17 protein-coding genes are annotated in these 18,757 nt (G+C 59.5%); 2 read left to right on the top strand and 15 right to left on the bottom strand.

Features of this window, described 5'->3' with window-relative positions; translation table 11 throughout:
- Positions 1-95: 95 nt before the first annotated feature.
- From AC27VJ_RS13035 to AC27VJ_RS13005, 7 genes are all read right to left on the bottom strand, one after another.
- On the bottom strand, positions 96-845 hold the full coding sequence (locus tag AC27VJ_RS13035; protein ID WP_488684409.1) for an ABC transporter ATP-binding protein: 750 nt from the start codon (positions 843-845) through the stop codon (positions 96-98).
- Positions 842-1,678 (bottom strand): ABC transporter ATP-binding protein, encoded by an 837-nt coding sequence (locus AC27VJ_RS13030; RefSeq protein WP_488684408.1) that lies wholly within the window; start codon positions 1,676-1,678, stop codon positions 842-844. Before AC27VJ_RS13030 ends, AC27VJ_RS13035 begins: the two co-directional genes overlap by 4 nt.
- Positions 1,675-2,607, bottom strand: coding sequence for an ABC transporter permease (locus AC27VJ_RS13025; RefSeq protein ID WP_488684407.1), 933 nt, complete (start codon positions 2,605-2,607; stop codon positions 1,675-1,677). The genes AC27VJ_RS13030 and AC27VJ_RS13025 overlap by 4 nt, the downstream gene beginning before the upstream one ends.
- The gene (locus AC27VJ_RS13020) at positions 2,604-3,674 is read right to left on the bottom strand and encodes an ABC transporter permease (protein WP_488684406.1); all 1,071 of its coding nucleotides are present in this window, start codon (positions 3,672-3,674) and stop codon (positions 2,604-2,606) included. Before AC27VJ_RS13020 ends, AC27VJ_RS13025 begins: the two co-directional genes overlap by 4 nt.
- A gap of 18 nt (positions 3,675-3,692) precedes the next feature.
- Positions 3,693-5,330 carry an ABC transporter substrate-binding protein gene (locus tag AC27VJ_RS13015; protein ID WP_488684405.1) on the bottom strand — a complete coding sequence of 546 codons (1,638 nt, stop codon included), beginning with the start codon at positions 5,328-5,330 and terminating at the stop codon, positions 3,693-3,695.
- A gap of 37 nt (positions 5,331-5,367) precedes the next feature.
- Positions 5,368-6,423 (bottom strand): dipeptidase, encoded by a 1,056-nt coding sequence (locus AC27VJ_RS13010; protein ID WP_488684404.1) that lies wholly within the window; start codon positions 6,421-6,423, stop codon positions 5,368-5,370.
- A 217-nt stretch (positions 6,424-6,640) separates the two neighbouring features.
- Positions 6,641-7,312, bottom strand: a complete 672-nt coding sequence (locus AC27VJ_RS13005) for a phosphoribosyltransferase (protein ID WP_488684403.1) — start codon at positions 7,310-7,312, stop codon at positions 6,641-6,643.
- A gap of 112 nt (positions 7,313-7,424) precedes the next feature.
- On the opposite strand from AC27VJ_RS13005, the gene AC27VJ_RS13000 reads away from it, so the two are divergent.
- Positions 7,425-8,597 (top strand): M20 aminoacylase family protein, encoded by a 1,173-nt coding sequence (locus tag AC27VJ_RS13000; RefSeq protein WP_488684402.1) that lies wholly within the window; start codon positions 7,425-7,427, stop codon positions 8,595-8,597.
- A 112-nt stretch (positions 8,598-8,709) separates the two neighbouring features.
- Here the strand turns inward: AC27VJ_RS13000 and AC27VJ_RS12995 are convergent, their stop codons facing one another.
- The 8 genes from AC27VJ_RS12995 to AC27VJ_RS12960 form a co-directional block, all read right to left on the bottom strand.
- Positions 8,710-10,503 carry an adenine deaminase gene (locus AC27VJ_RS12995; RefSeq protein ID WP_488684401.1) on the bottom strand — a complete coding sequence of 598 codons (1,794 nt, stop codon included), beginning with the start codon at positions 10,501-10,503 and terminating at the stop codon, positions 8,710-8,712.
- On the bottom strand, positions 10,500-11,426 hold the full coding sequence (locus AC27VJ_RS12990; RefSeq protein ID WP_488684400.1) for a nucleoside hydrolase: 927 nt from the start codon (positions 11,424-11,426) through the stop codon (positions 10,500-10,502). Before AC27VJ_RS12990 ends, AC27VJ_RS12995 begins: the two co-directional genes overlap by 4 nt.
- 2 nt (positions 11,427-11,428) lie before the next feature.
- Positions 11,429-12,454, bottom strand: coding sequence for an ABC transporter ATP-binding protein (locus AC27VJ_RS12985; RefSeq protein WP_488684399.1), 1,026 nt, complete (start codon positions 12,452-12,454; stop codon positions 11,429-11,431).
- Positions 12,447-13,226, bottom strand: a complete 780-nt coding sequence (locus AC27VJ_RS12980; protein WP_488684398.1) for an ABC transporter permease — start codon at positions 13,224-13,226, stop codon at positions 12,447-12,449. The genes AC27VJ_RS12985 and AC27VJ_RS12980 overlap by 8 nt, the downstream gene beginning before the upstream one ends.
- A complete protein-coding gene (locus AC27VJ_RS12975; protein ID WP_488684397.1) occupies positions 13,223-14,050 on the bottom strand; it encodes an ABC transporter permease in 828 nt (275 codons plus the stop codon). The genes AC27VJ_RS12980 and AC27VJ_RS12975 overlap by 4 nt, the downstream gene beginning before the upstream one ends.
- Before the next feature lie 274 nt (positions 14,051-14,324).
- Positions 14,325-15,347 carry an ABC transporter substrate-binding protein gene (locus AC27VJ_RS12970; protein WP_488684396.1) on the bottom strand — a complete coding sequence of 341 codons (1,023 nt, stop codon included), beginning with the start codon at positions 15,345-15,347 and terminating at the stop codon, positions 14,325-14,327.
- Positions 15,344-16,411: a LacI family DNA-binding transcriptional regulator gene (locus AC27VJ_RS12965; protein WP_488684395.1), complete on the bottom strand. Its 1,068-nt coding sequence runs from the start codon at positions 16,409-16,411 to the stop codon at positions 15,344-15,346. The genes AC27VJ_RS12970 and AC27VJ_RS12965 overlap by 4 nt, the downstream gene beginning before the upstream one ends.
- A gap of 119 nt (positions 16,412-16,530) precedes the next feature.
- Positions 16,531-17,445, bottom strand: coding sequence for a LysR family transcriptional regulator (locus tag AC27VJ_RS12960; RefSeq protein WP_488684394.1), 915 nt, complete (start codon positions 17,443-17,445; stop codon positions 16,531-16,533).
- 96 nt (positions 17,446-17,541) lie between these two features.
- Here AC27VJ_RS12960 and AC27VJ_RS12955 point away from each other — a divergent pair, with 96 nt between their 5' ends.
- The gene (locus AC27VJ_RS12955) at positions 17,542-18,729 is read left to right on the top strand and encodes an acyl-CoA dehydrogenase (RefSeq protein ID WP_488684393.1); all 1,188 of its coding nucleotides are present in this window, start codon (positions 17,542-17,544) and stop codon (positions 18,727-18,729) included.
- Positions 18,730-18,757 lie beyond the last annotated feature (28 nt).

The raw sequence follows: 18,757 nt of genomic DNA, 5'->3' as shown, positions 1-18,757 counted from the left end.
TAGATCCTCGGGTCAAGCCCGAGGATGACGACGGTGGGCTTGGCAAAATTCGCATTCAACAAGAATGAGGCATATACCGGCAAACGGCGGAACCCTCAATCGCGGACAAATCCCTCACTCGCCACCAGCAACTGCCGCGTATAATCCGCCTCGAACTTGCGGCTTTCCAGCGCCTCCACATCCAGCATTTCCACCACCTTGCCGCTTTTCATCACGGCCAGACGGTCGCACATGTGGCTGATGACGCCGAGGTCGTGGCTGACCATGAGGAAGGTGAGGTTTCGGTCCTTTCGGGCCTGTTCAAGCAGGTTGAGGATTTCGGCCTGAATGGAGGCGTCGAGTGCCGATGTCGGCTCGTCCAGCAGCAGGATTTTCGGCTCGAGGATCAGCGCGCGGGCAATCGCGATGCGCTGGCGCTGGCCGCCGGAAAGCTGGTGCGAATAGCGGAAGCGGAAGCCGGTTCCAAGGCCGACCTCATCCAGCGCGCGGGTAATGCGGCCTTCCTTGTCGTCGAGACCATGGATCGTCAGAGGCTCCAGCAGCAGCGCATCCACCGTCTGGCGCGGGTGCAGCGAACCATAGGGGTCCTGAAACACCATCTGCACATCGCGGTAGAAGCTCTTTTCGCGCAACTTACTCTTGTAGGTCCGTCCCTCCACCATGAGGCTGCCCTCATCGAAGTGGTTGAGACCTGCGATGGCGCGCAAAAGCGTGGATTTACCCGAACCGGACTCACCGACCAGACCGAAGGACTGGCCATGGGCAACATCGATGCTGACACCATCGAGCGCGACATGGCCGTCGAAATCCACGACCATGTCTTTTACGGAAAGAACTGTGGTCATGCGCGCCACTCCGGCTTGCGATCCAGAACCGGCAGCGGATGTCTGTTATCGCCAATTTTCGGCAGGCAGTTGAGCAGCCCGCGCGTGTAGGGATGCTCGGCATTGTCCAGATTGGATGCCTGAAGTTCTTCCACCACACGGCCCGCATACATGACGATGACACGGTCGCAGAAGGACGAAACCAGCCGCAGATCATGCGAAATGAAGATGAGGCCCATGCCACGGTCGCGCACCAGCTTGTCGAGAATGCCGAGGACTTCCAGCTGCACGGTCACATCCAGCGCCGATGTCGGTTCGTCCGCAATCAACAGTTCCGGGCCGCAGACCAGCATCATGGCAATCATCACGCGCTGGCCCATGCCGCCAGACACCTCGTGCGGATAGAGCCCGTAGACGCGTTCCGGCTCGCGAATCTGCACAGCCTCCAGCATGTCGAGCGCCCTCTGTTTTGCCGCCGATGTGCTGATGCGCTCATGCGTCTGCAAGGTTTCCACGATCTGGCGACCGATGGGCATGACCGGGTTCAGCGAATATTTCGGGTCCTGCAGGATCATGCCGATGCGCTTGCCGCGAATGCTGCGGCGCTGTTTGGCAGATGCCTTGAGCAGATCGATATCACCGAAACGCAACGCATCCGCCTCGATTTTGGCAGAAGATGGCGTCAGCCCCATGATGGCGCGTCCGGTCTGCGATTTACCGGAGCCGGATTCGCCGACGATGCCGAGACGCTCCTTGCCGAGCGTGAAGGACACGCCGCGCACCGCTTCCACCAACCCGGTGCGGGTGGGAAAGGAGACGCGCAGGTTTTCGACGGTCAGAAGCGGCGCACTCATTGGCCTGCCTCCTTCGGGTCCAGCGCATCGCGCAGGCCATCGCCCAGCAGATTGAAGCCAAGGCTGACGATGAGGATGGCGATGCCAGGCATTGCCGCGACCCACCATTGGTCGAGAATGAAGCGGCGACCGGATGCGATCATCGCGCCCCATTCCGGCAGCGGCGGCTGAGCGCCAAGGCCGAGGAAACCGAGACCGGCGGCGGTCAGAATGATACCCGCCATATCCAGCGTCACACGCACGATGAGCGATGACATGCAGAGCGGCATGACGTGTTTGAGCACGATGCGCCACGGCGATGCGCCCATAAGCTGAACCGCCGCGATGAAATCCGAATGACGGAAGGTCATGGTTTCGGCACGCGCGATGCGCGCATAGGGCGGCCATGAAGTGATGGCGATGGCCAGCACGGCATTCTCGATGCCCGGCCCCAGAGCCGCAACCAGTGCCAGCGCCAGAACCAGTTTCGGGAAAGCGAGGAAGATATCGGTGATGCGCATCAGGACGGCATCCACCCAGCCACCGGCGTAACCGGCAACCGTTCCGACGATGAGGCCGACGGGGGCGGCGATGATGGCAACCAGCAGAACCACAAACAGCGTCAGCCGCGAACCGTGGATGAGGCGCGAGAGAATGTCGCGACCCTGATCGTCCGTGCCGAGAAGGTAGCCTTCACTGCCGGGCGGCAGCAGGCGGGCATTGCGCAAATCACCCTGCACGGCGGAATGCGGGGCCAGCACATCGGCAAAGATGGCAACCAGCACCAGCGCGAGGATAATGCCGAGACCGGCCAGCGCAAGCCGGTTTTCCGAAAAGCGCCGCCAGATGACATAGGCGCGGCCAAGCCGGGCCTGTCCGCGCGATGCGGGACGGTCGGAAAGCAGCCATTCGCGGCTGTAGGGTTTCAATGGTGTTACAGCTGTCGTCATCGGCTGCGCGTCCTTGGATCGAGCGTCCGGTAGAGCAGATCGGACAGGAGATTGATGCTGATGAACACTGCGCCAATCACGATGGTGCCGCCGAGAACGGCATTCATATCCGCATTCTGCAAGGAATTGGTGATGTAGAGGCCGAGCCCCGGCCAGGAGAAGATGGTTTCCGTCAAGACGGAGCCTTCCAGCAAACCGGCATAGGACAGCACGATGACCGTCAACAGCGGCACGGCGGCATTGCGCAGGGCGTGAAACCAGATGATGTGGGTTTCCGACAGGCCCTTGGCACGCGCGGCGACGATGTATTCCTGGCTGAGTTCATTCAGCATGAAGGAGCGCGTCATGCGGCTGATATAGGCCAGCGAAAAATAGCCGAGCAATCCGGCGGGCAGAATGATGTGGCGGAAGAGGTCCCACAGCACATCCCATTGCCCCTGCCAGAAGGCATCCAGCAGGTAAAAGCCGGTGACGGGCGTGAAGGTGAATTCGTAAGTGATATCCATGCGACCGGGATACGCGACCCAGTTCAGCTTGGCGTAAAACACCAAGAGCGCCAAAAGGCCGAGCCAGAAGATCGGCACGGAATAACCGACGAGACCGATGATGCGCACGATCTGGTCGATGATGCTACCGCGCTTGACGGCAGCGAGAACGCCCAGCGGAATGCCGAACACGGCACCGATCAGCGTGCCGATGGTGGCAAGCTCGATGGTGGCTGGGAAGAAGCGCTTGATATCCTCAAAGACCGGATTGGTCGTCAGCACCGAGTTGCCGAAATTCCCCGAAAGCGCCTGTTTGATATAGATAAAAAACTGCTCCCAGAGCGGCAGATTAAGGCCGAGTTCCTCGCGTACGCGCTCCACCACATGGGCAGGCGCGCGGTCTCCCACGATCGCCAAGGCGGGATCGATGGGGATAACGCGGCCAATGAAAAATGTAACCGCCATCAAACCCAAGAAGGTGGTGAGGACGGTAACGATGAAGCCAAGGATGGCGAGAAGGCGCGTATTGGCGCGGCTTTTCTTGCCGCGCCGTGGCCTTGCTGATGTTTCAACGATGCTCAATGGACCAATCCTGCCGGATTACTCCTTCGAGACCGGGAAGACATAGTTGGTGTCGAAGCTCGGTCCGAGCTTCAGACCTTTGACCTTGTTGGAGAAACCGGCAATTTCCGTCTTCTGTTCGATCACCACGAACGGGCCGCTTTCCAGGACCTTTTTCTGAAGGTCCTGATACATGGCGGCGCGCTTGGCGTTGTCCTTTTCCAGAAGCGCGGCCTGCGTCTGCTTCGTTAGCTCAGGAACGTCCCAGGCATTTCGCCATGCCAGCGTCTTGTTCTTGCCGGCATCGGAATTGTCGTAATTGATAGTGAAGGTTTCAGCATTGGAATTCGGGTCGAAATAGTCCGAGCCCCAGTCACCAATGTAAATGTCATGCTGGCGGGCGCGATATTTCGTCAGCGTCTGCTTGCCATCGCCGGGAATGATTTCCAGCTTGATGCCCGCCTGCGCCAAGGTCTGTTGAATATTCTCGGCAATGCCCGTCACCGGCTGGGTGTTGCGCACATCCATGGTGACGGTGAAGCCATCCTTCAGGCCTGCCTTTGCCAGCAATTCCTTGGCCTTGGCGACATCAAGCTTGAAGGGGTTTTCATCCAGCGCACCCAGCTGGCCCTTTGGCAGGAAGGTCTGGTGTACCTCACCAATGCCCTTGATGATGGTGGCACCAATGCCTTCGTAATCGATAAGATATTTGAAGGCTTCAACGACTTCAGGCTTTTTCAGATATTCGTTCTTCTGGTTCAGGCCGAGGTAATAGACCGTACCTTTAGGCGCGGAGATGACAGTGAAGCCATCCTTCTTGGAAACCGACTCCATATCGCCGGGCTCGAGATTACGCGCCACGTCGATATCGCCATTTTCCAGCGCCAGACGCTGGCCGGAGCTTTCCTTCATATGGCGATAGATGACGCGCTTCAGCTTCGGCTTTTCGGCATAATAATTCGGGTTGGCTTCCAGAATAACCGCTTCATTGGCCTTCCAGCCAAGGATTTTGTAGGGGCCAGAACCAGCATAACCGGTCTTCAGGAACTCATTGCCGAAATCGGTTTCATATTTGTAATCGGCACTTGGCGTAACGGGTTTGGCCTTTTCCATGACCAGCTTCTTGTCCACAACGGAGGCAACGGTTGCCGTCAGAACGTTGAGAACGAAGCTGGGCGCATAGGCCTTGTCGACAGTCAGAACGAATGTGTTGGCATCCGTCGCCTTGGCCTTTTCGGTCACATTGTCACCCTTGAGACCGAACTGATTGAGCAGGAATGCCGGGTTTTTGTCGAGCTTGACGGCCCGTTCCATGGAGAAGGCCACATCGTCTGCCGTCACAGGATTGCCGGAGGCGAATTTGAGGCCCTGCTTCAGCTTGAACGTATAGGTCAGGCCATCATCCGATGTCGTCCAGCTCTCGGCCAGATCGCCCTTCACCTTGGACGTGTCGGTGATGTCGATGGAGACGAGCTTGCTATAGGTATTGCCGGTGACCTCGGCCGTCGTGATCTCGAACGCCTCGCCCGGATCGAGCGTGATGATGTCATCGATGGCGAAACCTTCGACAAGCGTATCGGCGGGCGTTGCCGCAAAGGCCTGTGGTGCGAGAGAGAGCATCGAAAGGGCCACGCTGGTGGCGAGGATGCGGGCGGCTTTGTTGAGCGATTTGTTCATCGTCTTCCCCTGTTTGTATCTCGGTTTATACTCGGTCTCAGGCCGGTTCGTGCCATGCCTGAGCCAAAACGCGCAGCCAGTTTTCCCGGCAAATTTTAGCAAGGTCTTGATCAGCGTAGCCCGCAGATTTGAGCGCCGCAACAAGATTATTGTTGCCCTTGGCATCGCGGATTTCCGCCGGTATCGTCGCACCGTCGAAGTCCGAACCCAGCGCTACGCAATCGATGCCCATACGCTCGACCATGTAATCGATATGCTGCACCATCAGTGAAAGCGGCGTGTTGGCGTCATCGCGCGCATCCGGGCGCAGCATGGTGACGGCATAGTTGAGACCGACCAGTCCGTTGCTGTCCTTGATGGCGTCCATCTGCTTATCCGTGAGATTGCGGGCGACGGGCGTCAAAACGTGAGCATTGGAATGGCTGGCGATCAAAGGCTGGTCGGTGGTCTTTGCCACATCCCAGAAGCCTTTTTCAGTGATGTGCGCAAGATCGATGAGAATGCCGAGCTGGTTGCAGCGTTTCACCAGCTCGAAACCGGCATCGGTCAGGCCGGGTGCCGTGTCCGGCGACATGGGATAGGCGAAGGGCACGCCGTGGCCGAAGATATTGTGGCGGCTCCAGACCGGGCCAAGCGAGCGCAGGCCTGCGGCATAGAACACATCCAGCGCATCGAGATCGGCGGCAATCGCCTCGCAGCCTTCCATATGCAGCACGGCCGCAAACACGCCGTCTTCCATGGCCTTGCGGATTTCTGTAGTCGAGCGGCAGAGCTTCCAGCCGCCCGCCTGATCCAGCCGCAGCGCAATGGCGGCTTTTTCCAACGCGATATCGAGCGACGGCTGGCGCTCCAGCGGGGCGGCAAGCGGGGTGACGTAATGGCCCGATGCATCCGGCTCCTGAAGGATCAGATCACCGGAGGGAATATAGATGGCGCAGATGCCGCCGGCCAGACCGCCCGCCTTGGCACGCGGGGCATCAATATGGCCTTCCCATGTGCCCTGCATGAACTCAGCGACCGGATCGCCTCCCCTCTTGCTGTTACGCCACAGGCGGAGAAGAACATCATTGTGACCATCGAAGACCAGTTGCATGCAGGAAATTCCAAAAGGCGGGGCATCGAGATAAGGCGTTGAAAACCATGGACTTGGCAGACGCCGGAATGTTACCGCGCGAGGATGGCGCTGAGATCGCCGTCACCCCATATTTCTGTCATCGCTAATCCTAGGCCGATCTTTCCCGGCTTCGCAAGTCAGAAAATGTGCAGGATTAAAAAATGACCACAATGCGCCTACCGGCGATTGATGGCCATCAAGGCTGCCAACCTTCGCCTGCCTTTTTCAGCATCGGCGTGCTGAAAACGCCCTGCACTTTGCCCGGCCATTGCGCGCCGAAATCCGCCAGTCTTTCGCGCCATCTGTCCGATTGCAGCATGGCGGCACCGATAACGACAGGCTCGATATTGGAGGCCGCGAGGAGCGACAGGCCTGCAACGATGGATGTGCCGCTGGAAATCACATCATCCACCAGCGCAACCCGCCTGCCCTCCAGAAGCGGCAACATGCGTGGATCGACATAAAGCCGCTTCTGCTGCTGCGTGGTGATGGACGACATGGGCACGGACAGCTCATCCAGATACCAGAATTTGCGCGAGGTTCCGAGCGGCACATACCTGCCATGACCGAGGCGGCGCGCGACTTCTGCTGCGAGGGTGAGGCCCAACGTCGGGAGGCCGACAATGACATCTATGTCAAAGGTTTCAAGCTTTACCGCCAAATCATCTGCCAGCGCTTCCACCACAGCAAAGGACGCCTGATTGACGATGAGCGATGCGAGCGCATGTTCCCCATCGGCGAGCGGACGGATCGGCAGGCGCAACTGTCTGCCATCATCGAGCGTAACAGGGAAGAAGTTGGAATGGGGGCCTGCCAGACCGAAGCTGCTGGGCGCGTGGATTTCCTGCCAGAACTCGTGCGGCTTCATGACCATTCCTTTCGCGGCGATATTATTTCGGTTTTCCCAGTGGCTTCCTATTAATTTTCAGGGGCTTCTGCACTAGAAAAAGACGACCACTGGCCATCAAAGGATATGACGCATGACACCGCTGAACCGGATTGCAGAAGACCTGCCATTTCTAACGGCTTTGCGGCGCGATCTGCATGCCAACCCGGAGCTGGGCTTCGAGGAAGTACGGACCAGCGCTCTGGTCGCCGATCTGCTGGAAGATGCAGGCCTCACGGTCCATCGCGGACTGGGCAAAACCGGTCTTGTCGCCACGCTTCAGGTGGGCAATGGCACACGCCGCATCGGCCTTCGCGCCGATATGGATGCGCTCGCCATGCCTGAACTTGCAGAGCGACCCTATAAATCGACCGTTCCCGGCAAGATGCATGCTTGCGGCCATGACGGACATACGGTGATGCTTTTGGGTGCCGCCCGGCATCTGGCCGAAACTCGCAATTTTTCCGGCACGGTGCATTTCATCTTCCAGCCTGCCGAAGAGGGACGCGGCGGCGCGAAACAGATGGTGGAGGACGGGCTGTTCGATCTCTTCCCCTGCGACGCTGTCTACGGGCTGCACAACATGCCGGGGCTGGATGTGGATGAAATGGCCGTGGTCGAAGGGCCGCAATTGGCGTCCTCCGATAGCTGGCGCGTAACGTTCAAGGGTATTGGCACCCATGGTGCAAAGCCGCATCTGGGGCGCGATCCGATCACGGCGGCAGGAAGCTTTCTGGCAGCGCTGCAAAGCATCGTCGGGCGCGTTGTCGATCCCCTTCAACCGGCTGTCGTCAGCGCCTGTTCGGTGCAGGCGGGTGATCCGAAAGCGCTGAACGTCATCCCCGATATCGTCGAAATCGGCGGCACGGCGCGGGCCTATTCCGCGCATGTCCGCGACCAGTTGGAAGAGGAAATCGGCAGGTTGGCCCATGGCACCGCCGCCATGTTCGGCATCGAGGTGATTTACGACTTCATCCGCCGCATTCCGCCCGTGATCAATGATGCGGATGCGGCACGCCGGGCACTCGAAGCGGCACAAAGCGTTTTCGGAGAAAAAGCACGAACCGCATTCCCGCCCTCTACCGCTGGAGACGATTTTTCGTTCTTTGCGGGGGAGGCCCCGGGCTGCTACGTCTGGCTCGGCAACGGTCCGGCAGTGGACGGCGCGCTGCACCACAATACGTCCTATGATTTTAATGACGATGCGATTGCGTCTGGTGTCGGGTTTTGGACGACGCTGGTGGAGCAGGAGTTGGCGGTAGAATAGAGGCAAAAGCTCTCCTCTTTCGTCATGCTCGGGCTCGTTCCGAGGATCTAACGAACCGCCGACATTCAACGTGATTAGATACTCGGGACAAGCCCGAGCATGACGAAAGTCTTTACTCGATAATCTCCAGCACCGGCGTTTCCATCACCCGGCCCGTCAGTACATCTGCAATGCCCATATCCGTCTGGTGCGGGCCGATATTGCAGGCGAGTGTCGCGCCGAAGCAGGCTTTGAACACCAGATAGGGCGGTTGCCATTCTACTATCTGACCGACGGCATCGCGCACAGCTTCAAAGCCGGATGCGACATCTTCCAAAGCTGCGTCCGAGACGAGGCCGGAGAGCGGTAGTGGCAGCAACGCCGTGACCTTGCCGCCGGATGCGACGGCCATGCCGCCGCCTGATTTGATGACGGCGTTTGCGGCGACCGCCATATCCTCTGCATTGCCGCCGAATACCGTCAGATTGTGGCTGTCATGCGCGACTGTCGTGGCGAAAGCGCCATCCCATTTGCCCCAGCCGGTCAGGAAACCGGTGCGGGTGACGGGATCGGCCTTGCCGTGGCGGTGGGTGACGGAAATCATCGTTGCGCCTTCGGGCGGCAGCACGAAACCGTTTTCCACGGCAGCCTCCGCCTCGCCCCACTGCGTGAAACGCGGTTTGTCGATGGTGGCAAGTTTGACTCTTTTGCCTTCGGACTTCACTTTGAAATCTGAGGGGGAGCGAGGCGTGAGCTTGACCGAATTCTGGAGCGGTGCTGCATCCATCTCGTTGAGATCAACCAGCATCTTGCCGCCTTCGGCGACCGGTGTTCCGCTGGCCAGCACATGGCGTGGGACAAAGTTCGACAGGTCTTCGAAGATCGCGATGTCGGCACGACGACCGGCGGCGATGAGGCCGAGATCGTTGCGGGCAAGGCGCATGGCCGCATTCAGGGTGGCAGCGCGCAATGCCCATTCCGGTTTCAGGCCATAGCCGACCAGCCGCCGCACAACGTCGTCTAAGCCACCGTTTTTGAGGAGATCGTCGGGGAAGACATCGTCGGTGCACAGCGTCAGCGTTTGCGGCAGGTGGCCGAGCCCGTTCAAGGCTTCCACGAATTCCGGCAGGAGATGATCGTGCGAACCGCGCAGCTCTATCGTCAGCCCGGCCCGTAGCTTTGCCATGAGATCGGCAGCCGATGTCAGCTCATGGTCAGACGTGATGCCCGCCGCCATGAAGGCATTGAGATCGGCACCCTCAAGACCGCGGGCGTGGCCGCAGATCAGCTTGTCGGAAAACAGACCTTCCTTAAGGATGGCGCTCATGCGCGGATCACGCTCGATGACGCCGCGCATATTCATGACTTCGGCCACGCCGCCGACCTCAGGCCAAAACAACATTTCCGCCATGGCCGAAGCGTCGAAATCTCCACCCGCCTGCTCCAGACCCGGCGCAGATGGCACGGAGGACGGTGCCAGCATAATGGCCCGCAGCGGCAGGCCCTTGGCTGCGCGTGCGGCCCAGCAGACACCATCGATGCCATGGACATTGCCGAATTCATGCGGGTCCCAGAGAATGGTGGTGACGCCCCGCGCAACGACGGCCTTGGCATAGGCCGCAGGGGTGATCATCGAGCTTTCGATATGCATATGCATGTCGATAAGCCCCGGCGAGACATAGGCGCCCGTGGCATCGAGAATGCGCGTTGCATCCTTGCGTGACCCGGCCTCGTGAACACTGACAATCAGCGGGCCGACGATGCCGATATCGGCTAGCCGAAGTTCGCCCGTCACGACATCGACCAGCGTTCCGCCGCTGATCAGGATGTCGAAAGGCTGCTCACCGCGTGCTGCGGCAACCGCGCGGGCGCGCAGCGTATCGTCATTCATTCCGTCGCGATCGACGATAATGGTCTGCTCTTTCATCGGCTGGCCTCCAGACGTAGGGCATCGAGAATGATGGTTTTGGCGCGCGCAGCATCAACCGTTTCGGCAAGTTGCGCATTGAATTTTGACGCATGGGCGGCACGCGCTTCGACCACGGTGCGGCCACGCGTGAGGGCGCCGTGAAGCTCGACATCGATGCGCGCCTGCTTCCATTCGATGCAATCCGGCGCGACCAGCGCGACGGCGGCGCAGGGATCGTAAAGCGCCATGGCATCACGCCCGCGACTGGTGGCTATGTTGATGAAGCCTTCCAGCATATCGGCGATCAAATTGGCATTCTTGCCGCCAGCAACGCGAATGGGTGCGACATCGAAAAGCGCTGCCGTCACCTTGCGGCAAAGATCGAGATCGACCATGCGCAACGGCAGTTCGTGGGCGATGACGATGGCCAGCGCTTCGGGATCGGCAAAGGCATTGAATTCGGCAGAGGCGGTGTGGTTTCCGGCCGTTACACCACCACCCATCCATGTCAGCTCGGTGATGCGGGCGGCCAGATCGGGCCGCGCGAGGCAGAGGGCGGCAATGTTGGTGAGGGGCCCAAGCGCGAGAACAGGCTTTTCGCCATCACCATCGGCCAGCCAGGCGCAGAGCGCATCGAACGCCTCGCTTTTCGGCAGTTCCGCAGCATCCGGCAGGCCAGCACCGATGGTGGGAATGCCGGTATCGCCAAGGATCATCTGTGCGGTTTCGAGCCTCCCCAGAACGGGGTTTTCGCGCCCCGTGTGGATGGGAAATGTCCAACCGAAGGCTGCGGCGGCACCAGCAGCATTGCGGCACACCTGTGCGAGCGGTGCGTTGCCGAAGACCAGCGAGATGCCATCGATCTGGAGCTCGTGCGCCGTTGCCACCATCATAGCGGCAATGTCGTCAAACCCCATATCGGTATCGATCCAGATGCCCATGATCAGCTGAACACCTTGAGGCTGGCGGCTTTTTCCACCGGCAGATCAAAGGCAAGGAGCGTTCCGATGTCATGCGCCGGCAGGGCCGCATCGACTTCGGCCTTGATGGGCCCAAGCGGTGTATCCAAAAGATATTCGCGGCTGTTGCCCGCAAAAGACGTGCCGCGCACGGTGCCCTCGAAAGGTCCTGAACCGAGGGTTACCATGCGCGGCCTCCATGCCAGTCCCGCCGTACTCGGAACCTGGCCAGAAAGGGGGATGCTTCCGTTATCAGTCTTGAGCAAACCACCCTCTAGACGAAAGATGTTTTCGAAGCCAACGAAGTCAGCCACGAAGGAGGAGACAGGTGCGTTGTAAATCTCTTCCGGCGTGCCGATCTGCTCGATGGCACCGCTTTTCATCACCACGATACGGTCGGCAAGGGCCAAGGCCTCGACCTGATCATGGGTGACGAAAATCATCGTGACGCCGGTGGCCTTCTGTACGCGTTGAAGCTCGGTGCGCATTTCCAGCCGCAGCCGCGCATCAAGGTTCGACAGCGGCTCATCCAGCAGCAGAACCTTGGGGTCCATGACCATGGAACGCGCCAGCGCCACGCGCTGCTGCTGGCCGCCGGAGAGTTCCCCCGGTTTGCGGGAGGCGAAAGCCGAAAGCCCAACGGATTTAAGGCCGGATGCGACTTTCTCGTCCAGGGGCGCACCCTTCATGCCCTTCAGCTTCAGACCAAAGGCGACGTTTTCGTAAACCGTCAGATGCGGAAACAGCGCGTAGGACTGGAACACCAGCCCCACCGCCCGCTTGTTGGCGGACACGCGGGTGATATCGGCACCATCAAGATCGATCCGGCCAGCAGCCACCGGCATCAGCCCGGCGATAGCGCGCATGGTCGTGGTCTTGCCGCAGCCGGATGGGCCAAGCAGGGCCAGAAGCTCGCCCTTGCGAATGTCTAGGTTGAGGTCCTTGACCGCAACGGAGTTGCCATAGGCCAGCGACAGGTTCTGGAGCGAGAGATAATTTGCATCAGACATAACGGGAGAACCCCAGAAAACGTTCGGCCATGAAAACAATGCCGATGGACAGGAAGGCGAGCAGCGAAGAGAGGGCTGCAACGGATGGGTCGAAGACGATTTCCATATAGCCCAGCATATCGATGGGCAGGGTGCGCACGCCGGGACCGGAGAGGAACAGCGACACCGGCACTTGGTTGAAGCTGGTTACGAAGCCCAGAATGAAAGCCGAGAGAATGCCGCCCCTGATATTCGGCAGCACGACACGGAAGAAGGCGCCCAACCGAGACGAACCGAGCAGAACCGCTGCTTCCTCAATGTCAGAGCGCAGATTGGTGAGGCTGGCCGAGACGACGCGCACCGCATAGGGCAGGATCAGCGCCGTATGGGCCAGAAACAGTGCCAGCGTGATGCCGATGCCGAAGGGCACGACGAAATAGCGCAAAAGCGCCAGGCCAACGATGATGCCGGGAACGATGATGGGGGCCGAGACGATGGTGCGGATGGTTTCTGAAAAGGGCAGCTTGTAGCGCGACATGGCATAGGCGGCTGGAATGCCAAGGATGAGCGCTGCGAATGTGCCGCCGATGGCCAGAAACATCGACATGGCAAAGCTTTCGCGAAAGCTCTCGACCGTGAAGACCTTGGCGATCCACTTCAGCGAAAAGCCCTGTGGCGGAAAGGCCAGCGTATCGCCCGCCGAAAACGAGGCAGCTACGATGATGAGGAACGGGCCGATCAGAAAGCCGATGACGATCGCCAGCGTGAGCGGAATGAAGAGGTGCCGGGTCATTTCTTGTTCCTTGCCGTGGCGATGCGCTTGAGCAGGATATTGGCCGCAAAGCTCATGACGATCAGAATAAAGGCGATGACGCTGGCGGCAACGAAATTGTTGGAGACCGTGACCTGCTGGTAGAGCAGCGTTTCCAGCATCAGCACCTTGGAGCCGCCGAGAATGGCGGGCGTGATATAGGCCGTCAGCGAGCCGGTGAAGACGAGTGTGCCGCCGACGACAAGACCTTCCTTGGTCAGCGGCAGAATGACCTTCCAGAACACCTGCAACCAGTTGGCACCGAGAACGCGGGATGCGGCGATGACGTCTTTCGGCATGTTTTCCAGCGCGCTGATGAGGGAGATGATCATCAGCGGAAGGAAGAGTTGCAGCAGACCGATGAAGACGGCGGTTTCGGAAAACAGAATACGGATCGGCGCATCGGTGAGGCCCACCAACTTCAGCAACTCGTTGACCATGCCGGTGCGACCGAGAATGACGATCCAGGCATAGGTACGGGCCACCGGCGAGATCATCAGCGGCAGGATGATGAGGTTGATCATGTGGCCTTTGGAGTTGGCCGGCAGATTGACGATGGCGAAAGCCGCCGCATAACCGATGATGGCCGAAACCACGGTGACGATGGCCCCGAGCTTGAGCGTCCGCAGGAAGACGGCCCGGTTCAGCGGATCGAAAAAGAAATCCACATAGGCCTGAAAGGTCCAGCCATCGGCGGTGCGAAACCCTTCCGACAGCAGAATGAACACGGGCACAAGAAACACCGCCGCCGCAAAGATCGCGGCGGGCAAGGCAAGCGCCAAGGCTTCAGCCCGGTTTTGAAACATGGAGTCTTCTCCGGTGTTGAATTGTCTCCGCCTGCGTACAGATGGAGGGTTTTGTTATTGAGCGTCGGTGGGTGCCAGCCCCCCTCTGCCCTGCCGGGCATCTCCCCCACGGGTGGGGAGATTGGCTGGGCGCGCCGTCACAGTTCAACCGCGACGCTCACTGGAAGAGGAAGGGTTGCCCCGGGTCGATCTCCCCCCTTGTGGGGGAGATGTCCGGCAGGACAGAGGGGGGTGACGTGCGCCAGCACGTAGCCCTCACACCTATCAACCGTCCTTACTGACCAACCTTCGCATTCCACTCAGACAACCACTTGTCGCGGTTATCCAGCGTCGCAGCAGAAGGAATAAGCTGGAGGCTTTTCGCCGTCTCATCGCCATATGTGATGTTGTTGGCGACTTCATCGGAGACCTTCACCTCCTTGTTGGTCGGGCTATCCACCAGCTTTTCAGCCAGCGCCTTCTGCACATCCGTCGAAAGCCAGAAGTCCATGAACTGAAGCGCCAAGTCCTCGTTCTTGCCGTTCTTAGGTACGATGAGAACATTCATGCCGCCCGTCTGGCCTTCCTTCGGCGTTGCCCATGCCAGCGGCAGGTCGAGCTTGGTGAAAGGAGCCCAGGAGAAGCGACCGATGGGGGCTGCCCAGATTTCTTCCTGCTGCATCAGCTGCACCAGCTGAGAAGACTTCACGTAGAAAGTGACGATCTCGTCCTTCTTTTCACCGACAGCCTCAATGGCACCGGAAAGGTCAGGCGTGTCCTTGCCGATGGCCTTGCCCAGCATGTAGAGCGCGGGCGGGCCCTGATTGGTGGTAACATTCGGGAAGGCAACGTGATCGACAATGCCATCCTTCAAGAGATCGGCCCAGCTGTCGATCTTCATCTTGTCGGTGCGGTAGACAATGGAGGTGGCGTAGAAGTTGACGCCCACGCTCATGCCATCGCCATTCGGGTCCTTGGCGATGTCGTAGAGCTTGCCGACATTCGGCACCTTGGAGGTATCGATCTTCTGGACGAGGTCCTTGCGGGCAGCAGACAGTGCATCGGCCATGGAAACGATGGCGAGATCGATGACCGGGCTTGCCTTGTTGGCTTCCATCTTGGCCAGACGCTCGACGCTGTTGCCGGTTTCCACCACCAGCTTGCAGCCGCATTTGGCTTCGAACGGCGTGTAGACCAGTTCCTTGAATTCGTCCTGCGCGAAGGCATAGACGGAAATCGTCAGCGTCTTGTCCTGCGCCTGCGCGGCACCCATGGACAGCATCAACGCCGTACCAGATGCCAGAATGATCTTCTTCATGATGTGAGTTCTCCTGCTGTCGAGGTTTTGTTTGCTATTTGCTTCTTCTTATTTGGCCCGGAAGAATGGCGTATGACCATTTCCATTGCAACTTTCGATATATCCGCCACGACACCGCCCGTTGCAGTTCGGTCCGCCGGGTTCTCCGCATCGATTGCGCGCACCAGCGCGGTGACAGCCAGATCGGCAATCCGCACCATGTCCATGCGAATGGTCGTCAGCGCCGGGGTGACGACAGGTGCCCAGATGAGGTCATCGAAACCGGTGACGCTGGCCTGCTCGGGCACAGTGATACCATCGCGCTGCAATTCGGTGAGAACGCGAAGCGCATGAAGATCGGAGACGGCGGCAAAAGCCGTAAAGCCCTGCGCCACCTTGGCTGCAACGCCCAAGGGGCACCCTGCCCCATCCTGCTTTTCCAGAGAGGCGATCCACAGCGTTTCGGTTTCAGCACTGCCGGAAAGGCCGGAGCGGATGCCGCCGACGCGGTCGTTCTGCACGTTGGAGTCAGGATTGTTGCCGATAATGACCACTTTGCGGTGGCCAAGTTCCGCAAGATGACGACCGATCTGGACGCCGCCCTCCCAATGATCGGCAGCAACCGTGTTGCCGGGTGTGGAAGGGGAATCGATGACGGCGACCGGGCAATCGACATTGCCGATGCGCGTGCCACGGCGCGGCACCACCACCATGCCTTCGACGCCGCGTTCGATCAGCCGGTTGATGGCGTCCGTCTGCTTGGCGACATCGCCATGGGAGTCGGCAATCAGCACGCCGTAACCGGCTTTGTCAGCGGCTTTTTCGATGGCCTGCGCGATCTGCGGGAACAGAGGATTGGCGATATCCGGCAGTACGAGACCCAGCACGCCGCTTTTGCCGGTACGCAACGCACGACCGGCCACGCTTGGCACATAGCCCAGCTCATCGGCCTTGAGACGGATTTTCTCGGAAAGCTCTGCGGAAACGCGGCCCTTGCCGGACAGTGCATTGGACACGGTTGCCGCCGACACACCCAGTGCCGTAGCAATCGCCGTCAAATTTGCACCCGCACGACCCGAGGTCATGGCCTGCCCACCCGCATGATTAAACGTTTAATCAGCGTAAGGCCAATGCTCGTTTTTGTCGAGTCGGGGATGGCTGGATTTTTGTGCGAAAACTCTAAGTGCCGAAAACAAGGGCGAAATTATCGCCCGGTTTCATCTCGAAACGCTTCAACCTCGGCCAGAAGCCACTGCTTGAACAGCACCACGGGCGCATGGTTGATGCGCGAAAGCGGCGCGACCGCATAATAGGAACTAGGGCTTTTAACATGATGATCGAAGGCGGCAACCAGCTGTCCGGCCTTCAATTCGATGTCGATCAGAAACAGCGGCATCAACGCCACGCCCAAACCTGCGATGCAACCCTGCGCCACGCTGGAGAATTGCTCGAACCGCATGGCGGGTGCGTTTTGTGCGCCAAGCCCAAGGCTCTGAAACCAGTGGTCCCACGCACCGGGTCTGGATGCCATATGCAGCAGCGGCAGGGTGGAAATGTCCTGCGCCTTGGCGATGGGATGCGCCGCCAGAAAGGATGGGCTGCACACCGGTGCCACCATCTCATCCATCAGAAACGTGCTTTCCGCCGCGGGCCAATCCGGCTGGCCGATATGGATGGCCATATCGAGGCCTTCCTTTTCGAAATCGAACTGGCCGATGCGGGTGGCGAAATTGAGCGTGATTTCCGGGTGGGCGGCCACGAATTTGGGAATGCGAGGCAACAGCCAGCGGGTGCCGAAGGTGGGCAACATGGCAAGGTTCAGCGTGTTGCCATGCGTTTTGGTCATAATATGAAGAGACGCGGAGCGGATATCGCCCAGCGCCGTGCCGATGGCCTTGGCATAGGTCTGGCCCTCTGCCGTCAGTGAGACACCACGAGCGCCGCGCTCAAACAGCCGCACGCCAAGCTGTTCTTCCAGCGACAGAACCTGCCGGCTGATCGCCCCTTGCGTCAGCGAAAGCTCGTCAGCGGCCAGCGAAAAACTGCCCAGGCGCGCCACGGAATCGAAGGCAGCGAGAGCGCTGGTGGAGGGCAGAAGTTTGCGGCTGAGCGAGGTCATCGCGCATTCCTATCTGTAATAGCAAAATGAGTAAACATGGCTTGCCGCGATGCCGCCAAATGCCAATAATCACACCAGCAATTTTGGAGATTTACCGTGAGCGAACGCACAGCATTCAATTGGCAGGACCCGTTTCTTCTCGAGGACCAACTGACCGAAGACGAGCGGATGATCCGCGATACGGCAGCGGCCTTTGCCCAATCGGAGCTTCTGCCACGCATCAACGAAGCCTATCTCTCGGAAACATCTGAGCCCGAGTTGTTCCGCCTGATGGGCCAGACCGGCCTTCTGGGTGTGACGCTTCCTGAAAAATACGGTGCTGCCGAAGCCAGTTACGTTGCCTATGGTCTCGTTGCCCGCGAAGTCGAGCGCATCGACAGCGGCTATCGCTCGATGATGAGCGTGCAGTCCTCGCTCGTCATCTATCCGATCTTTGCCTACGGCTCCGAAGAGCAGAAAGACAAGTATCTGCCGGGTCTCGTCTCCGGCGAGTTGATCGGCTGCTTTGGCCTGACAGAACCGGATGCCGGTTCAGACCCGAACGGCATGAAGACGCGCGCCGAAAAGATTGCAGGCGGATATCGCCTGCGCGGCTCCAAGATGTGGATTTCCAATTCGCCGATTGCAGACGTCTTCGTCGTCTGGGCAAAATCCGAAGCGCATGACAACCAGATCCGCGGCTTCGTGCTGGAAAAGGGCATGAAGGGCCTGTCTGCACCGAAGATCGGCGGCAAGCTGTCGCTGCGTGCCTCCATTACCGGCGAAATCGTTATGGACGGCGTCGAAGTCGGCGAAGTCGCGCTGCTGCCCAACGTCTCCGGCCTCAAGGGTCCGTTTGGTTGCCTCAATCGCGCCCGCTACGGCATTTCCTGGGGCGTGCTGGGTGCCGCTGAAGATTGCTGGTTCCGCGCCCACCAATATGGCATGGACCGCAAGCAGTTCGGCAAGCCGCTGGCCGGCATGCAGCTTTACCAGAAGAAGCTGGCCGATATGCAGACGGAAATCACGCTCGGCCTTCAGGCGTCGCTCCGCGTCGGTCGCCTGTTCGATGAACACCGCATGGCCCCGGAAATGATCTCCATCGTCAAGCGCAACAATTGCGGCAAGGCGCTGGATATCGCCCGTCAGGCCCGCGACATGCACGGCGGCAACGGCATTCAGATCGAATACCACGTTATGCGCCACGCGCAGAACTTGGAAACGGTCAATACCTACGAGGGCACGCACGACGTACATGCGCTGATCCTTGGCCGCGCCCAGACCGGCATTCAGGCATTTTTCTGAGACTGATCAACCTAGACAACCGGCGGCC

Source organism: Agrobacterium sp. 20P9.1.2 (assembly GCF_057799395.1).
Note: the sequence above shows the minus strand (reverse complement) of the source record. Positions and strands in the feature narration are given on the sequence as shown.

Excerpts from the sequence above, each read along its gene's own strand:
- AC27VJ_RS12960 (WP_488684394.1), bottom strand. The coding sequence starts at position 17,445 with ATGACCTCGCTCAGCCGCAAACTTCTGCCCTCCACCAGCGCTCTCGCT.
- AC27VJ_RS13005 (WP_488684403.1), bottom strand. The coding sequence starts at position 7,312 with ATGAAGCCGCACGAGTTCTGGCAGGAAATCCACGCGCCCAGCAGCTTC.
- AC27VJ_RS13010 (WP_488684404.1), bottom strand. The coding sequence starts at position 6,423 with ATGCAACTGGTCTTCGATGGTCACAATGATGTTCTTCTCCGCCTGTGG.
- AC27VJ_RS13030 (WP_488684408.1), bottom strand. The coding sequence starts at position 1,678 with ATGAGTGCGCCGCTTCTGACCGTCGAAAACCTGCGCGTCTCCTTTCCC.
- AC27VJ_RS12980 (WP_488684398.1), bottom strand. The coding sequence starts at position 13,226 with ATGACCCGGCACCTCTTCATTCCGCTCACGCTGGCGATCGTCATCGGC.
- AC27VJ_RS12965 (WP_488684395.1), bottom strand. The coding sequence starts at position 16,411 with ATGACCTCGGGTCGTGCGGGTGCAAATTTGACGGCGATTGCTACGGCA.
- AC27VJ_RS13015 (WP_488684405.1), bottom strand. The coding sequence starts at position 5,330 with ATGAACAAATCGCTCAACAAAGCCGCCCGCATCCTCGCCACCAGCGTG.
- AC27VJ_RS13000 (WP_488684402.1), top strand. The coding sequence starts at position 7,425 with ATGACACCGCTGAACCGGATTGCAGAAGACCTGCCATTTCTAACGGCT.
- AC27VJ_RS12995 (WP_488684401.1), bottom strand. The coding sequence starts at position 10,503 with ATGAAAGAGCAGACCATTATCGTCGATCGCGACGGAATGAATGACGAT.
- AC27VJ_RS13035 (WP_488684409.1), bottom strand. The coding sequence starts at position 845 with ATGACCACAGTTCTTTCCGTAAAAGACATGGTCGTGGATTTCGACGGC.
- AC27VJ_RS12985 (WP_488684399.1), bottom strand. The coding sequence starts at position 12,454 with ATGTCTGATGCAAATTATCTCTCGCTCCAGAACCTGTCGCTGGCCTAT.
- AC27VJ_RS12990 (WP_488684400.1), bottom strand. The coding sequence starts at position 11,426 with ATGGGCATCTGGATCGATACCGATATGGGGTTTGACGACATTGCCGCT.
- AC27VJ_RS12970 (WP_488684396.1), bottom strand. The coding sequence starts at position 15,347 with ATGAAGAAGATCATTCTGGCATCTGGTACGGCGTTGATGCTGTCCATG.
- AC27VJ_RS12975 (WP_488684397.1), bottom strand. The coding sequence starts at position 14,050 with ATGTTTCAAAACCGGGCTGAAGCCTTGGCGCTTGCCTTGCCCGCCGCG.
- AC27VJ_RS13025 (WP_488684407.1), bottom strand. The coding sequence starts at position 2,607 with ATGACGACAGCTGTAACACCATTGAAACCCTACAGCCGCGAATGGCTG.